28 protein-coding genes are annotated in these 22963 nt (G+C 36.8%); 17 read left to right on the top strand and 11 right to left on the bottom strand.

From position 1 onward, the window contains the following. Nucleotides 1-63: 63 nt before the first annotated feature. Nucleotides 64-648 carry a DUF3109 family protein gene (locus tag V0410_RS11070; RefSeq protein WP_110007981.1) on the bottom strand — a complete coding sequence of 195 codons (585 nt, stop codon included), beginning with the start codon at nt 646-648 and terminating at the stop codon, nt 64-66. A 6-nt stretch (nt 649-654) separates the two neighbouring features. Continuing rightward, nucleotides 655-1560, bottom strand: a complete 906-nt coding sequence (locus V0410_RS11065; protein ID WP_110007980.1) for a DUF6427 family protein — start codon at nt 1558-1560, stop codon at nt 655-657. A gap of 42 nt (nt 1561-1602) precedes the next feature. Between V0410_RS11065 and V0410_RS11060 the strand changes: the two genes are divergently transcribed. Next, nucleotides 1603-1836, top strand: a complete 234-nt coding sequence (locus V0410_RS11060) for a DUF6341 family protein (RefSeq protein ID WP_002976854.1) — start codon at nt 1603-1605, stop codon at nt 1834-1836. Nucleotides 1837-1919: 83 nt separating this feature from the next. Here the strand turns inward: V0410_RS11060 and V0410_RS11055 are convergent, their stop codons facing one another. The 6 genes from V0410_RS11055 to V0410_RS11030 are packed head-to-tail and all read right to left on the bottom strand — an operon-like array spanning nt 1920 to nt 5515. After that, a complete protein-coding gene (locus V0410_RS11055; protein ID WP_062673831.1) occupies nt 1920-2357 on the bottom strand; it encodes a universal stress protein in 438 nt (145 codons plus the stop codon). A gap of 59 nt (nt 2358-2416) precedes the next feature. Further along, complete coding sequence (locus tag V0410_RS11050) at nt 2417-3022, bottom strand: fumarylacetoacetate hydrolase family protein (RefSeq protein WP_202841142.1); 606 nt, start codon at nt 3020-3022, stop codon at nt 2417-2419. Between the two features lie 7 nt (nt 3023-3029). Continuing rightward, nucleotides 3030-3590, bottom strand: coding sequence for a hypothetical protein (locus V0410_RS11045; protein WP_330747549.1), 561 nt, complete (start codon nt 3588-3590; stop codon nt 3030-3032). A 5-nt stretch (nt 3591-3595) separates the two neighbouring features. Next, a complete protein-coding gene (locus tag V0410_RS11040) occupies nt 3596-3994 on the bottom strand; it encodes a putative signal transducing protein (protein WP_110007978.1) in 399 nt (132 codons plus the stop codon). Between the two features lie 2 nt (nt 3995-3996). After that, nucleotides 3997-4761, bottom strand: coding sequence for a 3'-5' exonuclease (locus tag V0410_RS11035; protein WP_131435691.1), 765 nt, complete (start codon nt 4759-4761; stop codon nt 3997-3999). A 40-nt stretch (nt 4762-4801) separates the two neighbouring features. Then, nucleotides 4802-5515, bottom strand: a complete 714-nt coding sequence (locus tag V0410_RS11030; protein ID WP_330747543.1) for a CDP-alcohol phosphatidyltransferase family protein — start codon at nt 5513-5515, stop codon at nt 4802-4804. Nucleotides 5516-5604: 89 nt separating this feature from the next. Between V0410_RS11030 and V0410_RS11025 the strand changes: the two genes are divergently transcribed. The 10 genes from V0410_RS11025 to V0410_RS10980 all read left to right on the top strand — a co-directional run bounded on the left by V0410_RS11025 (nt 5605) and on the right by V0410_RS10980 (nt 16439). After that, on the top strand, nt 5605-7533 hold the full coding sequence (locus V0410_RS11025; protein WP_330747541.1) for an LTA synthase family protein: 1929 nt from the start codon (nt 5605-5607) through the stop codon (nt 7531-7533). A gap of 150 nt (nt 7534-7683) precedes the next feature. Further along, nucleotides 7684-8103 (top strand): DUF2147 domain-containing protein, encoded by a 420-nt coding sequence (locus V0410_RS11020; protein ID WP_110007974.1) that lies wholly within the window; start codon nt 7684-7686, stop codon nt 8101-8103. A gap of 42 nt (nt 8104-8145) precedes the next feature. After that, nucleotides 8146-8307: a hypothetical protein gene (locus V0410_RS11015; RefSeq protein WP_330747539.1), complete on the top strand. Its 162-nt coding sequence runs from the start codon at nt 8146-8148 to the stop codon at nt 8305-8307. A 20-nt stretch (nt 8308-8327) separates the two neighbouring features. Further along, complete coding sequence (locus tag V0410_RS11010; RefSeq protein ID WP_110007971.1) at nt 8328-9308, top strand: pyruvate dehydrogenase complex E1 component subunit beta; 981 nt, start codon at nt 8328-8330, stop codon at nt 9306-9308. Nucleotides 9309-9422: 114 nt separating this feature from the next. Continuing rightward, nucleotides 9423-11417 (top strand): KUP/HAK/KT family potassium transporter, encoded by a 1995-nt coding sequence (locus tag V0410_RS11005; protein WP_330747536.1) that lies wholly within the window; start codon nt 9423-9425, stop codon nt 11415-11417. A gap of 64 nt (nt 11418-11481) precedes the next feature. Then, nucleotides 11482-11955 carry a Fur family transcriptional regulator gene (locus tag V0410_RS11000; RefSeq protein ID WP_002976876.1) on the top strand — a complete coding sequence of 158 codons (474 nt, stop codon included), beginning with the start codon at nt 11482-11484 and terminating at the stop codon, nt 11953-11955. Between the two features lie 3 nt (nt 11956-11958). Next, nucleotides 11959-13698, top strand: coding sequence for an OstA-like protein (locus V0410_RS10995; RefSeq protein ID WP_330747533.1), 1740 nt, complete (start codon nt 11959-11961; stop codon nt 13696-13698). Between the two features lie 97 nt (nt 13699-13795). Next, nucleotides 13796-14971, top strand: coding sequence for an aspartate aminotransferase family protein (locus tag V0410_RS10990; protein WP_330747682.1), 1176 nt, complete (start codon nt 13796-13798; stop codon nt 14969-14971). A gap of 187 nt (nt 14972-15158) precedes the next feature. Beyond that, nucleotides 15159-15545, top strand: coding sequence for an START-like domain-containing protein (locus tag V0410_RS10985; RefSeq protein WP_034696870.1), 387 nt, complete (start codon nt 15159-15161; stop codon nt 15543-15545). Nucleotides 15546-15623: 78 nt separating this feature from the next. After that, a complete protein-coding gene (locus V0410_RS10980) occupies nt 15624-16439 on the top strand; it encodes an aminotransferase class IV (protein ID WP_330747528.1) in 816 nt (271 codons plus the stop codon). Between the two features lie 84 nt (nt 16440-16523). Here V0410_RS10980 and V0410_RS10975 read toward each other — a convergent pair whose 3' ends face one another. Together V0410_RS10975 and V0410_RS10970 are read right to left on the bottom strand one after the other, a co-directional pair. Further along, nucleotides 16524-17108 carry an N-acetylmuramoyl-L-alanine amidase family protein gene (locus V0410_RS10975; protein ID WP_330747526.1) on the bottom strand — a complete coding sequence of 195 codons (585 nt, stop codon included), beginning with the start codon at nt 17106-17108 and terminating at the stop codon, nt 16524-16526. 103 nt (nt 17109-17211) lie between these two features. Further along, the gene (locus V0410_RS10970) at nt 17212-17760 is read right to left on the bottom strand and encodes a YqgE/AlgH family protein (RefSeq protein ID WP_330747524.1); all 549 of its coding nucleotides are present in this window, start codon (nt 17758-17760) and stop codon (nt 17212-17214) included. Nucleotides 17761-17784: 24 nt separating this feature from the next. On the opposite strand from V0410_RS10970, the gene pdxH reads away from it, so the two are divergent. Further along, nucleotides 17785-18426 (top strand): pyridoxamine 5'-phosphate oxidase, encoded by a 642-nt coding sequence (gene pdxH, locus V0410_RS10965; protein ID WP_330747522.1) that lies wholly within the window; start codon nt 17785-17787, stop codon nt 18424-18426. Nucleotides 18427-18703: 277 nt separating this feature from the next. Here pdxH and V0410_RS10960 read toward each other — a convergent pair whose 3' ends face one another. Further along, the gene (locus V0410_RS10960; RefSeq protein WP_002976900.1) at nt 18704-18994 is read right to left on the bottom strand and encodes an HU family DNA-binding protein; all 291 of its coding nucleotides are present in this window, start codon (nt 18992-18994) and stop codon (nt 18704-18706) included. Between the two features lie 399 nt (nt 18995-19393). On the opposite strand from V0410_RS10960, the gene panD reads away from it, so the two are divergent. The 5 genes from panD to V0410_RS10935 all read left to right on the top strand — a co-directional run bounded on the left by panD (nt 19394) and on the right by V0410_RS10935 (nt 22961). Continuing rightward, nucleotides 19394-19744, top strand: a complete 351-nt coding sequence (panD, locus tag V0410_RS10955; protein ID WP_002976902.1) for an aspartate 1-decarboxylase — start codon at nt 19394-19396, stop codon at nt 19742-19744. A gap of 3 nt (nt 19745-19747) precedes the next feature. Continuing rightward, nucleotides 19748-20776: a lysylphosphatidylglycerol synthase transmembrane domain-containing protein gene (locus V0410_RS10950; RefSeq protein WP_330747507.1), complete on the top strand. Its 1029-nt coding sequence runs from the start codon at nt 19748-19750 to the stop codon at nt 20774-20776. Nucleotides 20777-20953: 177 nt separating this feature from the next. Further along, nucleotides 20954-21529, top strand: a complete 576-nt coding sequence (locus tag V0410_RS10945; protein WP_034698933.1) for a TerD family protein — start codon at nt 20954-20956, stop codon at nt 21527-21529. Nucleotides 21530-21556: 27 nt separating this feature from the next. Beyond that, on the top strand, nt 21557-22234 hold the full coding sequence (locus V0410_RS10940) for a TerD family protein (RefSeq protein ID WP_034698935.1): 678 nt from the start codon (nt 21557-21559) through the stop codon (nt 22232-22234). An 88-nt stretch (nt 22235-22322) separates the two neighbouring features. Next, entirely contained in the window at nt 22323-22961 is a 639-nt protein-coding gene (locus V0410_RS10935; protein WP_110010091.1) for a vWA domain-containing protein, read from the top strand. Nucleotides 22962-22963 lie beyond the last annotated feature (2 nt).

Here is a 22963-nt window from a genome sequence, read left to right as displayed (position 1 = left end):
AACAAAAATAAAAAACCGCAGAGAGATCTGCGGTTTTTATTGTTTCATTCGAATACGTATCGGTTAAGAACCATACTCTTTTTTCCATTCTTCAGCAGCTTCGCTCAGAACGGTATAAAATTCTTCACCATACTTTCTCGTCAGTGGAGTTTTTAAAAACTTATACACAGGAACCTGAAGTTCTTTTCCAAGCGTACAGGCATCGCTGCATACATTCCACTCATGATAATTCAATGCGGTAAATGAAGAGTATTCCGTAACACGGATTGGGTAAAGATGGCATGAAATAGGTTTCTGCCAGTCTACTGCACCATCTTCATATGCTTTCTCAATACCACATTTGGTAATTCCTTTTTCATCAAAGGTTACATAGGCACACTCGCGGTTCTCCACCATTGGAGTAACATACATTCCGTCGTGTGGATCAGTAGTCCATGTTCCCTGTTCTTCAAGGGCTTTAATACCTTCCTGAGTAAGGTAAGGTTTTATTTTGTCAAAAATACTGTCCAATATTTCAAGCTCGTCTTTATCCAACGGAGCTCCCACATCTCCTTCCACACAACATGCACCTTTACATTTCGTAAGGTTGCAAACAAATTCTTCGGAAAAAATTTCCTCAGAAATCAATTTATCGTCTATCTGAATCATAATTTTTTAAAATAAATCAAAAACTGTACCCGCTTTGAAGGTCAGTAAACTAATAATAATAAGCCAAACACTGGCTTCACGCATCCAGTATTTAGGTAAAAATCTCATCATTCTGCTCAGAATAATACTTGAAGGAAATGCCAGAAGCAGCAGATATTCATAGCTTTTATTCATATATAGAATGATGGTAACAAGCTGTGCTACTGAAAAGACCAGCAGGAAAGTGTATTTATATCTGCTTATCGGACTTTTCTTGTTATAATTTTTAAAATGGTCGTACACTGCATAAATAAGCATCAGAACCACCGGAATCAGCGGAAGAAGTTCCGTGTAATCTGTTACCGGCTTCATTTTTCCAAACGGAAAATAATCGATATTCCATGAAGTGAACTGAACGAAATACATGACAGAAAAATAACTGAATGTAATCAGAACAATTCCCAGAAGGAATCTGAAAAGATTCAACCCGATTTTGGCGGAGGTGGCAATCACGTGAATGATCACAAAAACAGCCATTGGCCAGGTGGTAGGAAGAAAAATAAAGTTCAGGGCTACAATAGATCCTACCAATACATAGGATTTTTTCCTGATATCTTCATCTGCACTCGTCAGAAGCAGGATAAGGAAAGAGTTGGTAAGCAGAGAAACTGCAATTCCTATATCCAGATTTCCGGGATACAGCCCGAAAATAAAAAAGGTATATAAAAATAATGGCAGATGGGTCTGATAATTAAGGGCAACACTGTGAAAACAAAAATATCCCAAAGCAATTCCCAGAAAAGTTATTCCGGCAACTATGGCTTCGTAAGTATTGAAATTCAGTATGTTAAATATTATGACTACTAAAAGAAGAAAACCAATATAAACAGGAATTGAAAAAATATTGCTTTCTTTTGAAAGTAATTTAAACATTTTTTATAAATTTGTACAAAGTTAATTTAAAAAAGGAAAATAATGACGTCTTTCTTTCTATTCTTAAGCAAAGTTTTCAAATGGTCTTTCGGTTTCTTTGATGCTTTCGGTAATGTTTTAAACTGGATTCTATTTATAGTTTGCTGTGTACTATTCACTTATTGGTGCTACGTACTGGTGGTTACACTAGGTGGCGATAAAGATAAAGACTATTATTCTCCAACGGAAGGTAAGCATCCTTACTACGATCCGAATATCTACAAAAAAGAAGGTTAATTAATTGGTTATATAGTAAAAAACCGATCAAACAATAGGTTTGATCGGTTTTTTTATTACTAACGATTAAAATTTTCTTTTTCTTAGTCGTGAATCGGAAGTACCAGCACAGGAATGCTTGAACTTTTCGTAATCCCTTTGGTTAAGCTTCCCACGAACACATCATAAATTCCGCTTCTGCCGTGTGATCCCATCACGATATAATCAGCATTTTTGGCTTTTGCATGTTCAAGAATAATATCTTTTGCAAGTCCCTGTTTTAAAAGGTGTTCACAATCAATATCATGGCTGATGATTCTTTGCTCAATTTTATTAAGCTGCACCAGCTCTTCCCTGATTTCGTTGGCTTCCACTTCCGGAAAATATTGAAATCCCATGTCACCAATAGCAAAGCCGATATCTGATGGCGCTACGTGGATCAAGTAAATTCTGCCGTTAAGCTGTTTTGCAAATTTTATGGCACCGTCTACCAGTTGGTCTGTCTTGTCGCCAAAATCTACGGGTAATACAATATTTATCATAACCTCTAATTTTGTTACCTAAAGATAGGAAAAATTTGTCAGACTTTGATATTAAATACTTATAATATTCGGATATCAAGGATTTTTTCCTCCTGAAGATAAGCTTCCAGAATATCATTTTCTTCTACTTTGCCAACCCCTTTTGGAGTTCCTGTAAAAATAAGATCACCTACCCTTAACGTAAAATACTGAGAAGCAAAAGCTACAATATCATCAAAATTGAACATCATATCTTTTGTATTGCCATCCTGTACTTTTTCTTTGTTTTTTAATAACGAAAACTGAAGGTTTTCAAGACTGAAGTTTTCTTTTTTAAAGAAACTGCTTACCACAGCAGAACCGTCAAAACCCTTGGCAAGCTCCCATGGAAGCCCTTTTGATTTCAGTTCGCTCTGAAGATCTCTGGCTGTAAAATCGATTCCAAGACCAATTTCTTCATAATGCTTGTGCGCTGTTTCTTTCTGAATATATTTTCCTCCCTTTGAAATTTTTAATACCACTTCAAGCTCGTAGTGAATATCATTGGAAAATTCAGGGATGTAGAAATCATTTCCCTTTAGAACTGCCGTATCCGGTTTCATGAAGATAACAGGATTCTCAGGAATTTCATTTCCCAATTCTTTCGCGTGTTCACTGTAGTTTCTTCCTATGCAGATTATTTTCATAACTTAATTAATTTACTTTACCTTTAAAATATCCTTTACCTTCTTCTATATATTTTCTGGGCCCGTATCCTTCTTGAATTTTAAGTTCGGTATAGCCGAAGATACTGTCTCCTTTTTGATAAGATTCCTTATCCAGAACAACTTTACTGTCCAGAACTTTATAATATTCTCCCGTATTCAGAAAATCAAAAGGTTTGATATTATCCGTGTATGAATAAGGGGAAACTTTATAGCGGTTCTGTAAAATATCGATTTGATAACCACCACCACTAAAACCATCTCCAACAGAAAATGTAATGTTCAGTGTTGGATTTCTGTTAATATAACAACTATAATACTCAAAGCTTGTGTTATCTGATGTTAATTTGAAATCATTGGTTTTACGATCCTCACCCTTCTGACTCCACAGAGTGGCCTGTTTCTTTTGATTAAATGCTTTAAAAATAGGTTTTTGGCTCAAACTGTGATCAATTTCAACACTTTTCCATACTAATAAGAACTTTCCCGTTATGAAAACAAGAGAGCCAAGAATAATGATGAGTATAATTTTTCCAATCCTTTTGATCATAGTTTTTAATGCGTAAACTCATTCCCGCAATAGTAACATTTGAATTTGTGACTCGTCAGAAATGAAATTCCAAAGAAACTGGTAGCACTGTCATCCCTGTAAATATGATTGGAGCCACATTTCGGGCAGACAAAATCAAACTCAGGATCTTCAATGGTATGTTCTACTTCCAGCGAGTATTGCTCATTGTCTTTATAGTCCTGCAGAATCTGCCGGGCCCTTTCCATATCTTCTTCAAATACCTGAAGCTGGATACCGCCTACCGCCTGAGACAGAAGCCAATCCGACTGGATGAGCTGCTCATTCGCAATGAAACTGTTGATACCGTTTTCAGCCAGTATCTGCTTGTCCCTGTTAGCTTCAAGGGCAGTTTCATAAAATTTAAAACGAACCAGATCAGACATTTTTAAAACCTGCTTGATAATTGAATTTTTGTAAAAATCTTTTTGGTATACAACGGGAAATCAGCGTTCTGAAGCCACCCGAAATATCCTAAGTCTTTTTGGAATACCGCTTTCACGCCTTGTCCTTTATATTTTCCAAAGTTGAAAACTTCTTCCATTTTTTCATTATATCCGATAAATCCGGCAAGGTCTGCATTCTTATTATGGAATGTAAATTCACTTAACGGTGCTATTTCATTCGGAATATCGTCATATTTTCCAACCTGAGCATCAAGAACTTCAAACGTCGCCATTACATCAGCTTCTGCAGAATGGGCATTTTCCAATGTTTTTCCACAGTAGAACTGGTAAGCTGCACCTAAATTTCTGGGCTCTTTTTTATGGAAAATAGTCTGTGCATCCACCAGTCTGAATTTACTCAGATCAAAATCCATTCCTACTCTTAAAAGCTCTTCAGCCAAAAGCGGAACATCAAACCTGTTGGAATTGAATCCTCCCAGATCACTTCCTGAAATCATTTCCATAATTTTAGCGGCAATATCCCTGAAAGTAGGAGCATCTTTTACATCTTCGTCATAGATCCCATGGATTTCACTGCATTCTTTTGGAATCGGCATTTCAGGATTTACACGCCATGTTTTGCTCTCTCTTGAGGCATCCGGGTTTACTTTTAAGATACAGATTTCAACAATTCTGTCTTTTCCGATATTGGTTCCTGTGGTTTCCAGGTCAAAAATACAAAGCGGTTTATGGAGTTTTAAATTCATGTTAATGATTAATAATTTGAAATGTGTTTTATTTTAATAATTATTTTAGCTGTCCCTGAAAAATGAGTGACACCAACATATAATAAATAACCAGCATTGGAATTCCAACAACCTGGAATATCGCAAGAATAGCAATTCCTCCCACCAGTAATACAACTTTAGGGTAGTTATCTTTTAATTGTTTTGATTTGAATTTCATCGCCATCATCTTGATCGGGCTGATCAGAAGCCATGACGTAAGAAGAGTGAGCAGAACCAGTAACAATTCATGATCAAACAAAAAGCTGAAATTTCCTGTTTCTTTAAAGGTATAATAAAGACCGAACAGTAAAACGGTATTGGTAGGTGTATTCAACCCTTTGAAATAATAACGCTGTTCTTCATCCAGATTGAAAATAGCAAGCCTCAGGCAGGAAAATACAGTGACAATGAGTCCCAGATATTTGATCTCAAATGGGAAATGCATTCCCAAAAGCTCAGCTCCAAAAGGTTCAAGGGCTTTATACATCGTAAGCCCCGGGATCACTCCAAAGCTTACCATATCCGCAAGTGAGTCCAGCTGAAGGCCAAGATTGGAGTTTGATTTTAAAGCTCTGGCTACAAAGCCGTCAAAAAAATCGAAAACCGAAGAGAGAATAAGGCAGATTGCCGTTGTCTGATAATCTCCTAAAATTAAATGTATTGCACCTACACAGCCTGCAAATAAATTAGCCAGGGTTAAGGCATTGGCCAGATTATTCTTTATAAAATCCATAAACACAAAATTACAGTTTTTAAAAATTCTAACTCAAAATAATCTGAACTAAAAAAGGCATTAAAGTGATTTTGATGTAAATTTGCCCCATGAAATTTTTAAAAGGATTTAGAAAACAGGAAGTTCTGGTATTGGTTTACAGGATTTTTCTGGCCTATGTTTTTTATCAGATTGCCAGACTTTTATTCTGGTATTTTAATAAAGATCTGATTAAAGTAGACTCCGTTTCAGAATATATAAAGCTGGCTTTCCATGGTACTGCTTTTGATACCACAGCCATTTTGTATGTTAATGCACTGTTTATATTGCTTAGTTTACTGCCATTGGTTATCAACACAAAGAAAGTTTTTCAGAAAGTTCTTTTCTGGCTGTACTTTATTACCAACGGGATTGCTTATGCGATGAACTTCGGAGATTTTATTTACTATAAATTTTCACAGGCAAGGCTTACTTCGGCAGTATTTCAGGTGGCTGAACACGAATCTAATATTTCTAAAGTGCTGATGATTTCTATCGGACAGCATCCTTTTGTACTGATTTGGTTCATTGTGTTGATGATTGTATGGGTCTTCCTTTACAAAAGGGTAAAAGTGGAAGAGGTGAAACCTGCGAAACTGCTTCCTTACTTTATCACTTCCGTTCTTACACTTTGTATCACAGCGGTGCTGGTTGTAGGAGGAATCAGAGGAGATTTTAAACACAGTACCAGACCGATTAATATGGTGGATGCAACCCGTTTTGTAACCAATCCTCTGCAGGGTAATATGGTGCTCAATAGTACATTTTCCTTTTTCAGGACTTTAAATACCAATAATTTCAAGGAAGTACATTTTGTAGATGAAAAGTTTATTGAAGAAAATGTTCAGCCTTATAAAGTGTACGACAGAAAAGTAGAGAACCGTCCGAATATTGTTATTTTCATCGTAGAATCTTTCGGGAGAGAATATTCCGGGGCATTTAATAAGGATAAAAATATCAAAGATTACGTTTCTTATACTCCGTTTATGGATAGCCTGGCTACCCAAAGCCTTATTTTTCCGAATACTTTTGCGAACGGAAGACAGTCGATTCACGGGATGAGCAGTGTATTGGCCGGAATTCCGAGCCTGACGGATGCGTTTACAGGGTCTCCGTATTCCAATCAGAAAATTCAGTCCATTGTTTCCGTATGTAATGATCTTGGCTATGATACTTCTTTCTATCATGGGGCGCCTAATGGTTCTATGGGATTCCTTGGATTCGGAAATATCTTAGGATTTAAACATTATTTCGGGAAAACAGAATATAATCATGATGAAGATTTTGATGGAATGTGGGCCATCTGGGATGAACCTTTCCTTCAGTATTTTGCGAAAAATGTCGGAAAGAAGCAGCCTTTTATGACTACTGTATTTACGGCATCATCCCATCACCCTTTTAAAATCCCTGAAAAATATAACGGTAAATTTAAAAAAGGAAAAATTGAAATCCATGAGCCGATGCAGTATACGGATTATGCGATCAAAAAATATTTTGAAACAGCTAAAAAGCAGCCGTGGTATAATAATACGATCTTTGTTTTCACAGGAGATCACACCAACCAGGTATATTATCCTGAATATGAAAGAGCCATGAACCGTTATGCTGTTCCGTTGGTTTTCTACTCTCCGAATCCTGCCTATCAGTTAAAAGGAGTCAGTGAGGAAATTGCGCAGCAGGCAGATATCTATCCTACACTGGCTGACCTTATCGGGTACAACAAACCAATAAGAAGCTGGGGAAGAAGTCTGGTGAGTGATAAAAAGTATCCTTTCATCGTTGTCAACTCAGATGGAAGTACGGATCAGTTCATGATTGGAAATTATATTTACCGTTTTGACGGAAAAGAAATCATCGGAGTATATGCTCAATCTGATCTGAGCCTGGAAAAAAATATCATGAATGAAGTTAGAAACCCAGAAATAGGACAAGGAAAGAAAACTGCAAAAGCCTGGTATCAGGATTATATGGATAGGGTGATCAACAGGAAACTTTATTAAGGAGAAAGAGGCAACTTTGGATTGTTTTTTTTACTTTTCTTTGTCTCTTTATGCTTTGTATAATAAAAGTTTTTGTTCGTTGAAAATTAATTTATATTTTTATCAATACGTAGATAAAAGTATTGTATAAAAATTAAAACTATAAAAAATATGAAAAAAATATTGTTAACGTTCGCACTTTCTTTATGTGGCGTACTTACATTTGCACAGATAGAAGGTAAGTGGAAAACGATAGATGATGAAACAAAACAGGCAAAATCTATTGTTGAAGTGTACAAAAAATCAGACGGAAAATACTATGGGAAAGTTTCTCAGTTATTAATAAAACCAGCTGAATCAAACTGTACGGCTTGCAAAGATGACAGAAAAGGAAAACCAATTTTAGGATTGGAAATCATCAGAGGACTGAAAAAAGATGGTGATGAGTTCACAGGAGGAACCATCACGGATCCTAAGACAGGAAAAACATACAAATGCACCATTACAAGAAGCGGTGATAAACTGAACGTAAGAGGGTATTTGGGATTATCTTTATTAGGAAGAACCCAGGTTTGGGAGAAAGCGAATTAATTTAAGTTTAAATAGAATTTTAGATGACATTTCAGAAATGAGATGTCATTTTTTATAGATAAGAATTCTCAGGAAGCGGAAAAATCCACAAGAACGGTACATCAGGAAGAAAAATTTATTTTAAATACAGTTAATATTATGACTTCTCATGGAAATGAAGAGCGTTTTTATGATGTGTATAATAAAAAAACACTACTTTTGTAGTCTAAATTTTTCAAGAAAATATGGCAGAATATACTTTTCGTGAGGTAATTGCACAGGCAATGAGCGAGGAAATGCGTAAAGACGAATCCATCTACCTGATGGGGGAGGAAGTTGCAGAATATAATGGTGCATATAAGGCTTCAAAAGGAATGCTGGATGAATTTGGTCCAAAAAGAATAATTGACACACCCATTGCAGAACTTGGATTTACAGGAATTTCTGTGGGAGCCGCAATGAATGGTAACAGACCCATCGTAGAATTTATGACATTCAATTTCTCGCTGGTAGGGATTGATCAGATTATCAATAACGCAGCGAAAATCCGTCAGATGAGTGGCGGACAGTGGAATTGTCCAATTGTCTTCCGTGGTCCTACTGCTTCTGCAGGACAATTAGGAGCTACTCACTCTCAGGCATTTGAAAATTGGTTTGCCAACTGCCCTGGACTTAAAGTAGTGGTACCTTCTAACCCTTATGACGCAAAAGGATTGTTAAAAACAGCGATCCAGGATAATGACCCTGTAATTTTCATGGAATCTGAGCAGATGTATGGAGATAAAATGGAAATTCCTGAAGAAGAATACTACTTACCAATAGGAAAAGCAGATATCAAGAGACAAGGTACAGACGTTACTCTGGTTTCTTTCGGAAAGATCATGAAACTGGCTTTACAGGCAGCAGAAGATATGGCTAAAGAAGGAATCTCTGTAGAAGTTATCGACCTTAGAACTGTTCGTCCTCTTGACTTCGATACAATTTTAGAATCTGTAAAGAAAACAAACAGACTGGTTATTTTAGAAGAAGCCTGGCCATTCGGATCAGTATCTTCAGAAATTACTTATATGGTACAGCAAAAAGCATTTGATTATTTAGATGCTCCGATCAAGAGAATTACTACTCCTGATGCACCTGCACCTTACTCTGCAGCATTATTTGCAGAATGGTTCCCAAAACTTGAAAAAGTAAAAGAGGAGATCAAAAAAGCGATGTACGTAAAATAGTTATAGAAAAAAACTTCCGAAAGGAAGTTTTTTCATTTATTATATTCATGAAGAAAAATTCTTGACGTCATAAAATTAGTATAAATTTGCGCCTTTAAAATAAATTAAGCTGATATGGCAGAAGTTACAGAAGATGGCTACCACTTCGACATAAAGAAACTTTCCTTCATAGGAGTTTTAGTGTCTCTAGGAATTGTTTTTGGAGATATTGGTACCTCTCCGCTTTACGTAATGAAAGCAATTGTGAATGCAAGATCCCAGGGGAGCAACATGCCTTTCAATGAATACATAGAAGGAGCTCTTTCATGTATTATCTGGACCCTTACCCTGCAGACTACAATCAAATATGTGATCATTGCTTTGAGAGCAGACAACAAAGGTGAAGGAGGTATTCTTGCCTTGTTTTCACTGGTGAGAAACCTTAAAAAAGGATGGCTGTACCTCATTGCAATTATTGGTGCTGCGGCACTTATTGCAGACGGAGTAATTACCCCATCACTGACGGTAATGTCAGCTATTGAAGGTCTTGAAATTTATAATCCCCATACTCCTGTTGTTCCAATCACCATCGGAATTCTGATTGCCATTTTTGTCGTACAGCAGTTCGGGACCAGCTTTATCGGAAAGTTTTTTGGCCCGGTAATGGTGGTTTGGTTCCTTGTATTAGGAGGTCTGGGAGTAATGCATTTAAGTGAAAACTTTGAGATTTTAAGATCTTTCAATCCTTACTATGCTTACAAACTTATTGTGAACTCACCGAGTGCCATTGTTATTTTAGGAGCTGTTTTCCTTTGTACAACCGGAGCGGAAGCATTATATTCCGATTTAGGGCACTGTGGTGCCAAAAACATTAGAGTAAGCTGGGCATTCGTTAAAATTATGCTTATTCTTAATTATCTTGGACAGGGAGCATGGCTTTTAACCAATTATAACAAACCAGGATTTTCTGTAGTGAATCCTTTCTTTGGAATCATGGAAGAATGGATGATCATCCCGGGAGTAATTTTAGCAACAGCCGCTGCAATTATTGCCAGCCAGGCATTGATTACAGGTTCGTTCACCATATTCTCAGAAGCAATGTCCCTTAACCTTTGGCCTAATCAGAAAATTGATTATCCTTCCGGAGTAAAAGGACAGATGTATATTCCAAGAATCAACTGGGGACTTCTTATTTTGTGTATCATTGTTGTTCTGCATTTTAAAGAATCAGGAAAAATGGAAGCCGCTTACGGTCTTTCCATTACCGTAACGATGTTGATGACCACCGTTTTATTGGTATTCTGGCTGCTGAAACACAGAGTAAGCAAGGTACTGATTCTGGTTTTCGCAATGGTTTACATGGCTATCGAATTAGGATTCTTCAGTGCCAACATCATCAAGTTCATGGAAGGTGGATGGATTACCGTTGTATTGGCCGGTTCTATCGGAGTTTCTATGTATGCATGGTATAACGGAAGACTGATCAAAACAAGATTTATCCAGTTTGTGAAAATAGAAAAATATGTATCTATTCTTAAAGACATGAAGCTGGACGAAACTATTCCGAAATATGCTACTAACCTTGCTTACCTGAGCAGGGCAAAAAGAAATGATGAAGTGGAATCCAAAATTATCTATTCCATCATCAAAAAACAGCCGAAAAGAGCAGATCATTATTTTATCCTGAGCATCGTAAACCAGGAAGATCCCTATACTTTCAGATATACCGTAGATGAGATTCTTCCGGGAACCGTCTATAAGATCAATTTCCTTTTAGGATTTAAAGTAGACCGAAGAATCAACGATTATTTCAATATGGTTCTTAAAGACTTAATGGCGGACGGAACCATTCCTTCAAGAAGCAGCCATCCATCTTTAAGAGCTCATGATATACCGCCGGATCTTAAATATGTGATCATAGATAACACCTATATCAACGATATCCTTTTAACTGTTAAACAAAAGATTACTCTTAACATTTATAACTTTGTGAAGTATATCGGAAGTGACGACTTTAAGGCATGGGGAGTATCTTCGCACAATGTTGAAGTGGAATCTGCACCGATCACAGAATTAACAGTTTATGACAATAAGATCGAGCAGTCCGGGTATTTCCGTCACAACTCGTAGCCACTCGTATTAACCATACTATCTATTTAAATAAAATTCAATAAATTTGTAGATAATTTTTTTAATGGATACAATACAAAAAGAAAAAAATATAGCTTTGATCAAGGATGTTTTGAGAAACTACTTATTAGAAAAAGGGTTCAGAAACACACCTGAGAGATATACGATATTGGAAGAAATTTATAATATGGATCATCACTTCAATGTTGATGATCTGTATCTTCTGATGATGCAGAAAAAATATCACGTTTCCAAAGCAACGATTTACAACACGATTGAAATTTTCCTTGATGCAGGTTTAATCCGCAAGCATCAGTTCGGAGAAAAGACATTGACTTCTTCGTCTTATGAAAAGTCTTATTTTGACAAACAGCATGATCACCTGGTGATCTACAAAAAAGACTCTGATAAAGAGATTGAGGAAATTATTGAATTCTGTGACCCAAGAATCCAAGGAATCAAAGAAGCCATTGAAGAAGCATTTGGCGTAAAAATTGATTCTCATTCGCTATACTTCTATGGCACTAAGAATGACTAATTAATGAGAATAGCCCTTTTTCTGTTACTCTTTATTTCTACGCTCAACTTTGCGCAGGATAAAACTCCTGTGAAGAGAGATCCTTATCTGCAGGCTCCTTCACCCACTCAGCCTCAACAGGTGAGACCTGAAGATAAAGTAAAGATCATCCACGCAGACGAAATCAAGAAAGATCCTGAAAAATACGACGGGAATCAATATTTTACCGGCCATGTTCAGATAGAACATCAGGGCTCCATTCTTACTGCGGATGAAGTTGTTCTGTATAATGAAGAAAACTTTGTAAAAGCAATAGGCAATACAAGACTTCAAAATACAGACGGCTCTGTAATCACAGCAGGAGAAATGGAATATGATGCCAATACCCAGAAAGGTGTTGCCAGAAAAAATGTGGTCCTGATGGATCCTAAACAGACCATAAAAACAGATATTCTGTATTACGACAGACTGGCTAATCAGGCGTATTTTAATACAGGAGGAACAATTTCGGACGGCCAGAATGTTACCTATGCGAAAGTAGGAACTTATTTTCTCAATACGAGAGTGGTGGATCTTACCGGGAATGTAAAGATTGAAACCCCTCAGTATACTATAGAAGGTCCAAATATCAAGCAAAATCAAAATACAAAAATTGCCGATTTTAATGGTCCTACAACCATTACCAGCAAAACCAATCCACGAAACAGAATCTATACGGAAAGAGGAACCTATAAAATGGATTCCAAGGAGGCGTATTTAACCAAAAACTCAAGGATATTTTACAACGAAAAAATCCTTACGGGTGATGATATGTACTACAATCAGATTTCAGGGTTTGGTAAAGCAACAGGCAATGTAACCCTGGATGATCCTAAAGAAAGAAGATACATAAAAGGAGGGTACGGAGAGATTTTCGAGAAAAAAGACTCCGCAATGATGACTAAAAGTCCGTATGCTGTAAAAGTAATGGAGAAAGATTCCATTTATTTCGCCGCAGAAAAAATCATCTCTTATCAAAGACCGGACTCACTGGATATTAAAGTGAAGAAAAGCTATCTGAGAGCCTTCAAAAAAGCCCGTATTTATAAATCCAATGCGCAGGGAAGAGCAGATTCCATTGCTTTCAATGAAACAGACGGAATCATGCATATGTACACCAATCCGATTCTCTGGAGCGGCGAAAAGCAGGTAACCGGAGATAAAGTGGAAGCTTATTTCAATACCAAGACAGAAGATATAGATTCCTTAAAAGTAATTGGAAATGCTTTTGCCATCAGTAAAGTAGACTCCCTGAACCTGAAAGATGAGTTCAACCAGGTGAAAGGGAAATTCATGACGGTATACTATGAGAACAATGCTATTAAAGAAGCAAGAGTAGTTGGAAATGCCCAATCTATCGTCTATGTGGATGATACCGATCAGGAAACCAAAAAACCGGAAAGAATAGGAATTACCTTATCTACCTGCGGAATTATCGGAGCATTGTTTGAAGAAAGAGCATTACAGATTATTTCCTGCAGTATCGGAGCTGTTTCCGATACCTATCCGATGAGTATGATAGAACCGTCGAAAAGAAAGTTCCCGGATTTTAACTGGAATACCAAAGACAGGATCCGGAAATGGCAGGACATCCTTGTAGACACTCCGAATAACGAAGAAATACAATATACAGCAGATAATGAGCTCTTCGATAAAGCACAGAAAGCAATAGACGATGAAAAGGCAAAAGAAGAAGCTAAAAAGCCTAAGCGTACCAGAAAATAACAGAAAAGACCAGTAAAGTGCTGGTCTTTTTTGTGGATTAATTTTAACGTTTAATGAATCTTTTATAGCTTTGCTGAAATTTTTGGAGACAATGGAAATGCATAAAGATTTTTTTACATATCAGGCACAAACCACAAAATTTGCTGCAGGTTTTGAAGTAGAGAAAGCAATAGGAAGCTATATTTACGGTACAGACGGAAAAAGATATCTTGACTTTGTAGCAGGAGTTTCTGCCAATACGCTGGGACATTCACATCCTAAAGTTGTGGATGCTATCAAAGAGCAGACGGATAAATACCTTCACGTAATGGTGTATGGTGAATATGCACAGGAAAAGCCTGTAGCACTATGCAAATTGCTTGCTGAAGCTACTCCTGATCCCCTGGAAGTTACATACCTTGTGAACAGCGGTGCGGAAGCCATTGACGGAAGTTTAAAATTAGCCAAAAGATATACAGGAAGAGAAGAAATTGTTTCCTTTAAAAACTCCTATCACGGAAATACGCATGGCGCTTTGAGTGTTTCAGGAAATGAAACTCACAAGAGAGAATTCCGTCCTTTATTACCGATGGTTTCTTTTATTGAATTTAACAATGAAGAAGACTTCGATAAAATTACAGAAAAGACGGCTTGTGTTATCCTTGAAACCATTCAGGGAGCAGCAGGATTTCTGGTACCGGATAACGACTACCTGATCAAACTGAAGAGAAGATGCGAAGAAGTAGGGGCACTTCTGATTCTGGATGAAATACAGCCGGGATTCGGACGAACAGGGAAGTTGTTCTCTTTCGAACACTTTGGAATTGTTCCGGATATTCTTGTGATGGGTAAAGGAATGGGAGGCGGAGTTCCTGTGGGAGCTTTTATGAGCTCCAGAGAAATCATGGAAACGCTTTCACATTCCCCTAAATTGGGCCACATTACTACTTTTGGAGGAAATCCACTCATTGCAGCGGCAAGCTATGCTACATTGAAAGAAGTGCTGGAAAGCGGTTTAATGAAGGAAGTAGAGGAAAAAGAGAAGTTGTTCAGAGAACTTTTGGTTCACCCAAAAATCAAAAATATCAATGGTAAAGGCTTGATGCTGGCTGTCAATCTCGGAACTCCTGAATATACTCTGGAAGTAGCTAAAAAATGTATGGAAAGAGGACTTATTGTTTTCTGGCAGCTGTACAGAAATGAATATCTGAGAATCTCTCCACCTCTTACATTATCTCTGGATGAAATAAGAGAAGGATGTCAGATTATTATCGATATACTGAATGAAAATTAAAATAAAATCTCTCTGTAAAGGAGAGATTTTTTTATGTTTTACATGGTAGTTTTTGGCTTTAAAACTTACCATCACAGGGATGTAAAGCCAGTGATAAATATCATGCAGATTCTATAAAAAAGTAATTGTTTTTTTGCGTAATAAAAAAATTAATTTATATATTGCGGGACGATAAAACAAAGATTATATGGCGAAACATAAAGTCCATTACGAATTTCCAATGCACTGTTTATCAGAGATTTTATACGAATATCTGGCGACTGCAGAGGGATTGTCTGAATGGTTTGCGGATGAGGTAACAGAGAAAGGCGATGATTTCTTTTTTAGCTGGGGTGGAGGTCCTGCTGAGAAGGCCACTTTGATCAGATATAAGCCTGAAGGTTTCGTGCGTTTCAGATGGGAAGAAGATGAAGGAACAAAAAATTTCTTTGAAATGACTATCACAATTGATGATATTACAGAAGATCTGGCTTTAAATATTACAGACTTCTGTGAAGAAGGTGATGAAGAGGAAAATGCAATGTATTGGGAAAATCTTATCGAAAACCTCAGAATAAAACTAGGTGCGGCATAATACCGGGCTATATGAAATGATAAAACTGATGAACGATTTATCGTTCATTATTTTTTTGTAAATAAATTACATCAAAATTTGGAAAATCAATATTTTACATCAGACGAGTTACATGTAAAGAACAGAGCTTTTCTTTGGGGAGACTCAGTAAAAGTTTCTTTCTTTCTAAGAAATGGTGGATTGATCATGGACGAAGAATGCTATTTTTTTCTAATGGCTTCCATGAGAAAGATGAGACTGAATATTCCTTTGACTTACACGCTGGAGTTTTTCCAGACCCTTTTTCAAAAAGAAATTATTGAAGGCAAAGGCATAAGCAATGGAATTATCAATTTCCAGGTGTTCAGAAATAATGATGGAATGACATTGGCAAAATCTTCTGTTTCCTATTTTTACGAGGTGACGGAAATGGCTGATGTGCTTGCTATTCATCAAAGACCTCTGGAATTGGATTTGATTAAGGAAATTAATGTTAATAACAACCTTTTGAGCAATATCCGGGTTCACTGTCCGGAAAACATTTACGGAGTGATCTATGCACAGGAAAATGATCTTGACGATGTGATCCTTCTGAATCCAAACAAAAGAATAGCACGTACCACTGCCGGAAATCTTCTCTTTTTAGAAGGTGATGTCATCAAGGTACCCAAGCAGACGGAAGGAGCTTACATTTCTCCTTTGATGGAAAACTTTGTTACTTTTTTACATAAAAATAACCTTGCTGATATTCAGGAACACGAGATTATCGCATTTGAATCCCAGAAGGCTGAAGAAATTTTAATGATTTCTGATGAGAAAGGTATGTTTTCTGTAGGTAAGATAAGAAATAAGACTTTTGAAACTTCCCGTTTCTCCGAATTGGTAGAAAGCTGGAAGAAAAGTTTTCATCCATAAAAATTGACAAACCCGGTAAACAACAAAGTTCCAGAAGTCCTTTACCGGGTTTTATTCTGAATAAATCAGAAATTGTTTCTTTATTTAATATTCGTTGATAATCTCAACAAATTTTTGTGCGATTTCTTTCTGCCCTTTCTCACTGGTAATATAATTCCTGTTATCAGAATTATTAATGAAGCCAAGTTCTACCAATACAGCAGGTACTTTGGTTTCTCTTAGCATGTGAAGATTTTGGCGTTCTTCAATTTTACGGGCATTGAATTTCTTATAGATTTTTCCGGCCAATTCCTTTGATACGTCAGAATTCTGAACGTAAACTTCAAATCCGTTGTCAGATCTCTCCTTCTGAGGTGAACTGTTAACGTGAAGAGAAATGACCATTTCAGGCTTCAGCTTATTGATCTGATCTGTTCTTTCAGCAAGGGTAGGAGAGCTGTCTGAGTCTCTCGTTAAAATAACTTCATATTTGTCCTGGCTTTCATTGATCTTCCGGATTTCCTTAGCAATGCTTAATGCAATATTTTTTTCCAGAATTTCACCATAAGCAGCCCCAAAATCATTTCCGCCATGTCCGGCATCAATGACAATGTATTTTTTGCTGATAGGAGTAAATGATAAAAACGCTGTAGAAAATATTGATAAAGCAAGTAGTGTAATACCTTTCATATCAGTGATTTTAGTTTTTCAAAGAACGGAAAAACTTTCTTTAAAATTGGTTAAGAGAATCTTAAAGTTTGTTAATTATCAGAATTATACGAAAAATATACTTTTAGTTCAGGGAAATATCTTCAGGGGAATTAGCCCAGAGAAGAAATTCTCCTCCAAGATTCTGCATGATAGACTTCCATAGGTTCTGATCATTGGGAAGCGTATAATCAAGATTGTAAACATCCACTACCGTCCACATTTTTCTTTGAACTTCAGTATCCAGCTGATGAGAAGACCATCCGGAATATCCTGAAAATATTTTGATATGGTTGATATCCAGTTCACTGCTTAAAACCGCATTAATAATACGTTCGATATCTTCTGTAAGATAGTATTCATCTGTAATGTCTGTATAGATCTCTGTAACTCTTTTGCCTTTTACAATGAAAAATACCTTGTCGTTTTCCACAGGTCCTCCATCATATACCTCAATTTTAAAGTCAAAAAAATCTTTGAATTTGCTACTCATCTGGCTATTCTTTTTGTTCAATATCAAACCAAATGCACCACTTTCATTATGTTCAATAATCAATACTACCGATCTTGAAAAAATATCGCCGGAAATGTCGGGTGTCGAGATTAATATTTTACCTTTGTATGAGTGATTCATACTCAAATTTAATAAAAAATATTTATGGAAAACCTGCACGACAGAAGAAAAGTGTACGAGAAATCCCAACTTATTGAAAGTGAGATAAAACAAAATCCAATTGAACAGTTCAGAGACTGGTTTTTGGAAGCTAATGAGAGTCCGATGATCTCAGAAGCTAATGCTATGGCGGTTTCTACAGTGGAAGAAGATGGGTGTCCAAGAACAAGAATGGTGCTTCTTAAAGCATATACCCACGAAGGATTTATTTTTTATACCAATTATAACAGTAAAAAAGGAAAAGCAATAGAAAACAACCATAAGGCCTGCCTGCATTTTTTCTGGCCTAATCTTGAAAGGCAGATTATCATCAAAGCTGATCTTGAAAAGGTTGCAGAAAACCTTAGCGACGGTTATTTCCATTCCAGGCCGAAAGGAAGTCAGCTCGGCGCTGTGGTCTCTCCGCAAAGCCAGGAGATTCCCAATAGAGAATTTCTGGAAGATAAGTTAAAAGAGCTGGAAAAGGAGTATGAAAATACGGAAGTTCCAAGACCAGCCCATTGGGGAGGATACCTTGCAAGACCTTATGAAATTGAATTCTGGCAGGGAAGACCCAATCGCCTTCATGACAGGATTATTTATGAGCTTGAAGATCTGGACTGGAAAATTTCAAGACTGGCTCCGTAATGAGAAGTTAGAAGTTAGAAGTTAGAAGTTAGAAGTTAGAAGTTAGAAGTGGCGGTTTTCAATAGAAGATAAGTCACCTGAAAATATAAAATTTGTAATATCAATAGAAGCGGGCTTTAGCCCGCTTATTTTTATGATGCATAATGATAGAGGCTTTAGCCAAAACTTAATACTTATAAACCCCTTAAAATTTCTTAATGGTTTAATTTTCTATCATCATTGAACATAAAAAAGGCTGTTTCTAAGAAACAGCCCTGAATTTTTGTAATCTGAATGATTATTTTTTCTTAGCACCTGAAACTGCATTTGATAAATCAGCTCCAGCTTTGAATTTAGCAACTTTTTTAGCAGCAATTTTGATCGGTTTTTTAGTTGCAGGGTTAATACCTTGTCTAGCCGCTCTCTCAGCTACTGAGAAAGTACCGAAACCTACTAAAGAAACTTTTCCGTCTTTTTTCTTTAATGTAGTTGTAACGTTACCAATGAAAGACTCTAGAGCAGCTTTAGCTGCAACTTTAGTGATACCTGCATCTTTTGCGATTGCGTCGATTAATTCAGACTTGTTCATAATTTTTAATATTAAAGTTAGTTCGTAATTATAGCAAATATAGTACTATTTTCTAATTGTGCAATTTTTTTATTAAAACTTGTGAAATTTTTTTGCATTTCACTGAAATCAGTTAAAATATGATAATTCCACTTTTCACAGAAAATCTACGTTACAGGTTACTAAAATCATGCCAAATGCTTATGTGTATTGACTTTAGCAAAAAGTTAATATTATTTTTCGTATTTATTAAATCCTAAATTGTGTATGAAGAATTAATTTTTTTGACCATATGATTATTAAATTTATAAGTAATTTTTATATTTCTTGTATTTTGTTAAATTAAACCCCTGTGTTTGTGGGAGTTTTAAAATGATAATAAACGCCTGTTTTATTAATTTTTATTAATAAATTTGCAACATGTTAATAGAAGTTTTCAAGTCTAAGATTCATAGGGTGAGAGTAACTGCCTCTGACCTTAATTATATAGGGAGTATAACGATCGATGAAGATCTTATAGAAGCTGCCGGTCTGGTAGTGGGAGAAAGAGTCTATATCGTGAATGTGAACAACGGAGAACGTTTTGATACCTACGTGATCAAAGGGAAAAGAAAATCAGGAGAAGTGTGTCTGAATGGTCCTGCAGCAAGAAAAGTACAGAAAGATGATATCATTATCATCATTGCTTATGCTCAGATGACTCCGGAAGAAGCAAAAGACTTCCAGCCAAAGATCGTTTTCCCGGATGAAAAAACAAATCTTCTTACGTAGTACATGGAGAAAACATCAAAAAGTCCGGTAAAATCAATACTTACAATAGTAATATCGCTTGCTTTTGCAGGCTTTTTTTTATGGCTTGCCTTAAGAGGGCTGGATTTTAAAGTCATTCAGAAGTCACTGGCAAAGGCTAATTATGTCTGGGTATTATTTGCTTCCGTATTCGGTCTTTTAGCGTACTGGTTCAGGGCGATCCGCTGGAATCTGATGCTGGAACCGATGGGACACAGAATTTCCAATTCCAATGCGCTTTGGTCTATCTCATTTGGTTATCTGATGAATCTTACGATTCCCAGAAGTGGCGAAGTAGCAAGGGCAACCGCTTTATATGGCGTGGAAAAAGTACCTGTAGATAAATCTTTCGGAACTATTATTCTGGAAAGAGTAGTAGATCTGATCTGTATGCTTGGTTTCTTAGGGCTGACATTATTGTTTAAATATGAAGCCATTCTGTCATTCTATAAAAATTCAGGAATAACAATGAATCCCAACAAGATCATACTGGTTCTTTCTATTCTGATTGCAGGAACAGTTTTGTTCTTTGTATTTAAAAAGAAACTTTCAGGGATTCCTTTTTTAGGAAAAGTGGTTAGCTTTATTGACGGGATTTTTCAGGGGATCACTTCCATTTTTAAATTAAAAGAAAAAGGAAAATTCATCCTTTATACATTAGGAATCTGGATTTGCTATTATTTAGCCGCTTATCTGGTATGTTTTGCACTTCCTGAAACTTCAGCATTTACCTTTGCAGACGGTTTCTTCATTATTGTAGTAGGAACTTTAGGAATGATTATTCCTGCCAGTGGAGGAATCGGAGCGTATAACCTTGCGATGAAGTATGGCTTTATGGCGCTGTTTATTTCAGTAGGAAAAAGTGCAGATTTCGGTGGTGAAATGGGACTTACGTACTCCTTTATTTCTTTACCGCTGCAGATTGTGATTATGCTGGTAATGGGATTAATCTCTATTCCTATGCTCGCCAAAGCAAGAAATACAGCAGTTTCGGATAAAGAATTTGAAAATTAATTCAATACATTTTATACAATATAAGGTTCAATTTTTTAATTGGACCTTTTTTTATGGCTGTTTTTTAACTTAAATCGTTTTAATTAAGCGGTCTATAGCATTTTTTCATCAATAAATTTGGTCAGTTCATAAATCACTTCTATCTTAATGCAAAAAATAATCATAATATAAAACACTATGGCAATTAATCTACAGAAAGGACAAAAGATCGAGATAGGATTGACGAAAATGACGATTGGATTAGGCTGGGATCCGAATGAAGGAACCGGCTACGATTTTGACCTGGATGCTTCTGCAATCATGATTGATTCTGACAGAAAATTAGTAAGCGAAGAATACTTCGTTTTTTACAATAACTTAAATTCTCCGGATGGAGCCCTTACCCATACAGGAGATGATCCGAGTGGTAAAAACAGTGATGGTGACGATGATGAAGCGATCATTATAGACCTTGATAAAGTAGATTCAAGAGTAGAAGAGATCCTTTTTGTGGTTACCATAGAAGACTTTGAAAGAAGAAGACAGAATTTCGGACAGGTAAGAAACTCCTATATCAGAGTAGTAGATAACCATTCCAACCAGGAAATTGCAAAATACGAACTGGATGAAGATTTCTCCATTGAAACAGGAGTAGAGTTCGGAAGACTGTACAAAAGAAACGGAAGCTGGAAGTTTGAAGCTTCAGGAATAGGATACAGAGCAGATCTTGGTTTCTTCCTTGAAAAATACTACAAAGGACAAATCATCAAATAAATCGTCAAATACACAAAAACTATAACTATGGCAATTAATTTACAGAAAGGACAAACGATAGATTTAAGAAAGAATGACCGCGGTGAAAGCGTTTATGATCTTTCAAAAGTAACCATCGGCTTAGGATGGGATGTAAGAAAACAAAGCAGCGGTTTTTTTGGAAAACTATTCAGCAAAGAAGCCGAATACGACCTTGATGCAGTAGCATTTCTTTTAGATGGCAACGGAAAAGTAGCTAATCTCGGAAGAACAGTACAGACCAATGACGGAAGACAGATGGGACTTTACCAGGGAGATGTGGTTTTCTTCAACTCCATGCAGCATCCAAGCGGAAATGTATGGCTTACCGGAGACAACAGAACCGGAGCAGGAGATGGAGATGATGAACAGATCATTGTAAGACTGGACCAGCTGGATCAGAGCTACCAGAAAATTGTGTTCATTGTTACCATTTATCAGGGAAGAACCAATAACCAGCACTTCGGAATGATTGAAAATGCATTTATCCGTGCGGTAGATGCTTCAGGAAAAGAAATTACAAAGTACAGCCTTTCCGGTGATTCAAGTATGAATGGTAAATGTGCAATGGTTTTTGCAGAAGCCTACCGTCACAATGGCGACTGGAAATTCCGTGCAGTAGGAGAACCACACAATACAGATAATTTTATCGATATTCTGAGACAGCAATACGCATATTCCAACTAGATTCCCGAATTTTATTAAACTATAATAAAAGCGGTCGGCGGGAGTCGGAGACTTCCGCCGACCGCTTCAGAATTAATACTTATCTATAATGAGCAGGAGATTATTAGCTTATTTTTTATTAGATACATCAGGTTCCATGAACGGAGAGCCTATTCAGGCCCTGAATAATGGTTTCAACGGCCTTATCAGTATGCTCCGTGCAGATCCGCAGGCAATGGACAGCCTGCATTTGAGCGTTATTACCTTCGATAGAGACGTTAAAAATATGATACCCTTAACAGACCTGGCGAGCTTTTATCCCATGGAAATTACCTGTCCGGACAGTGGCCCGACGCATACAGGAGCAGCCCTGGAAATGGTTTCAGAATTGATGCAGAAAGAAATTGTAAAAGAATCTGCCGATACAAAGGGAGACTGGCAGCCTCTGCTTTTTATATTTACGGATGGAAAACCTTCGGATATTCAAAAATACAGGCAGATGATCCCTGTGATCAGAGGACTGGAATTTGGTGCCATCGTAGGATGTGCAGCAGGCCCGAAAGCTGATGAAAAGTTTCTGAAGGAACTCACAGATCATGTGGTAAAGCTTGATACTACAGATGCCATTACCCTTTCTTCTTTTTTCAAATGGGTGAGCTCCTCCATTACACAGGGAGGACAATCGCAGAATACAGGAGAAAACATCACATTACCTCCGCCGCCATCGGAGCTTACTATTATTATTTAAAA

It is taken from the genome of Chryseobacterium sp. CP-77 (assembly GCF_036362765.1).
GTDB lineage: Bacteria > Bacteroidota > Bacteroidia > Flavobacteriales > Weeksellaceae > Chryseobacterium > Chryseobacterium cupriresistens.
The sequence above is the reverse complement of the archived record's forward strand: the minus strand, read 5'-3'. Positions and strand labels throughout refer to the sequence as shown.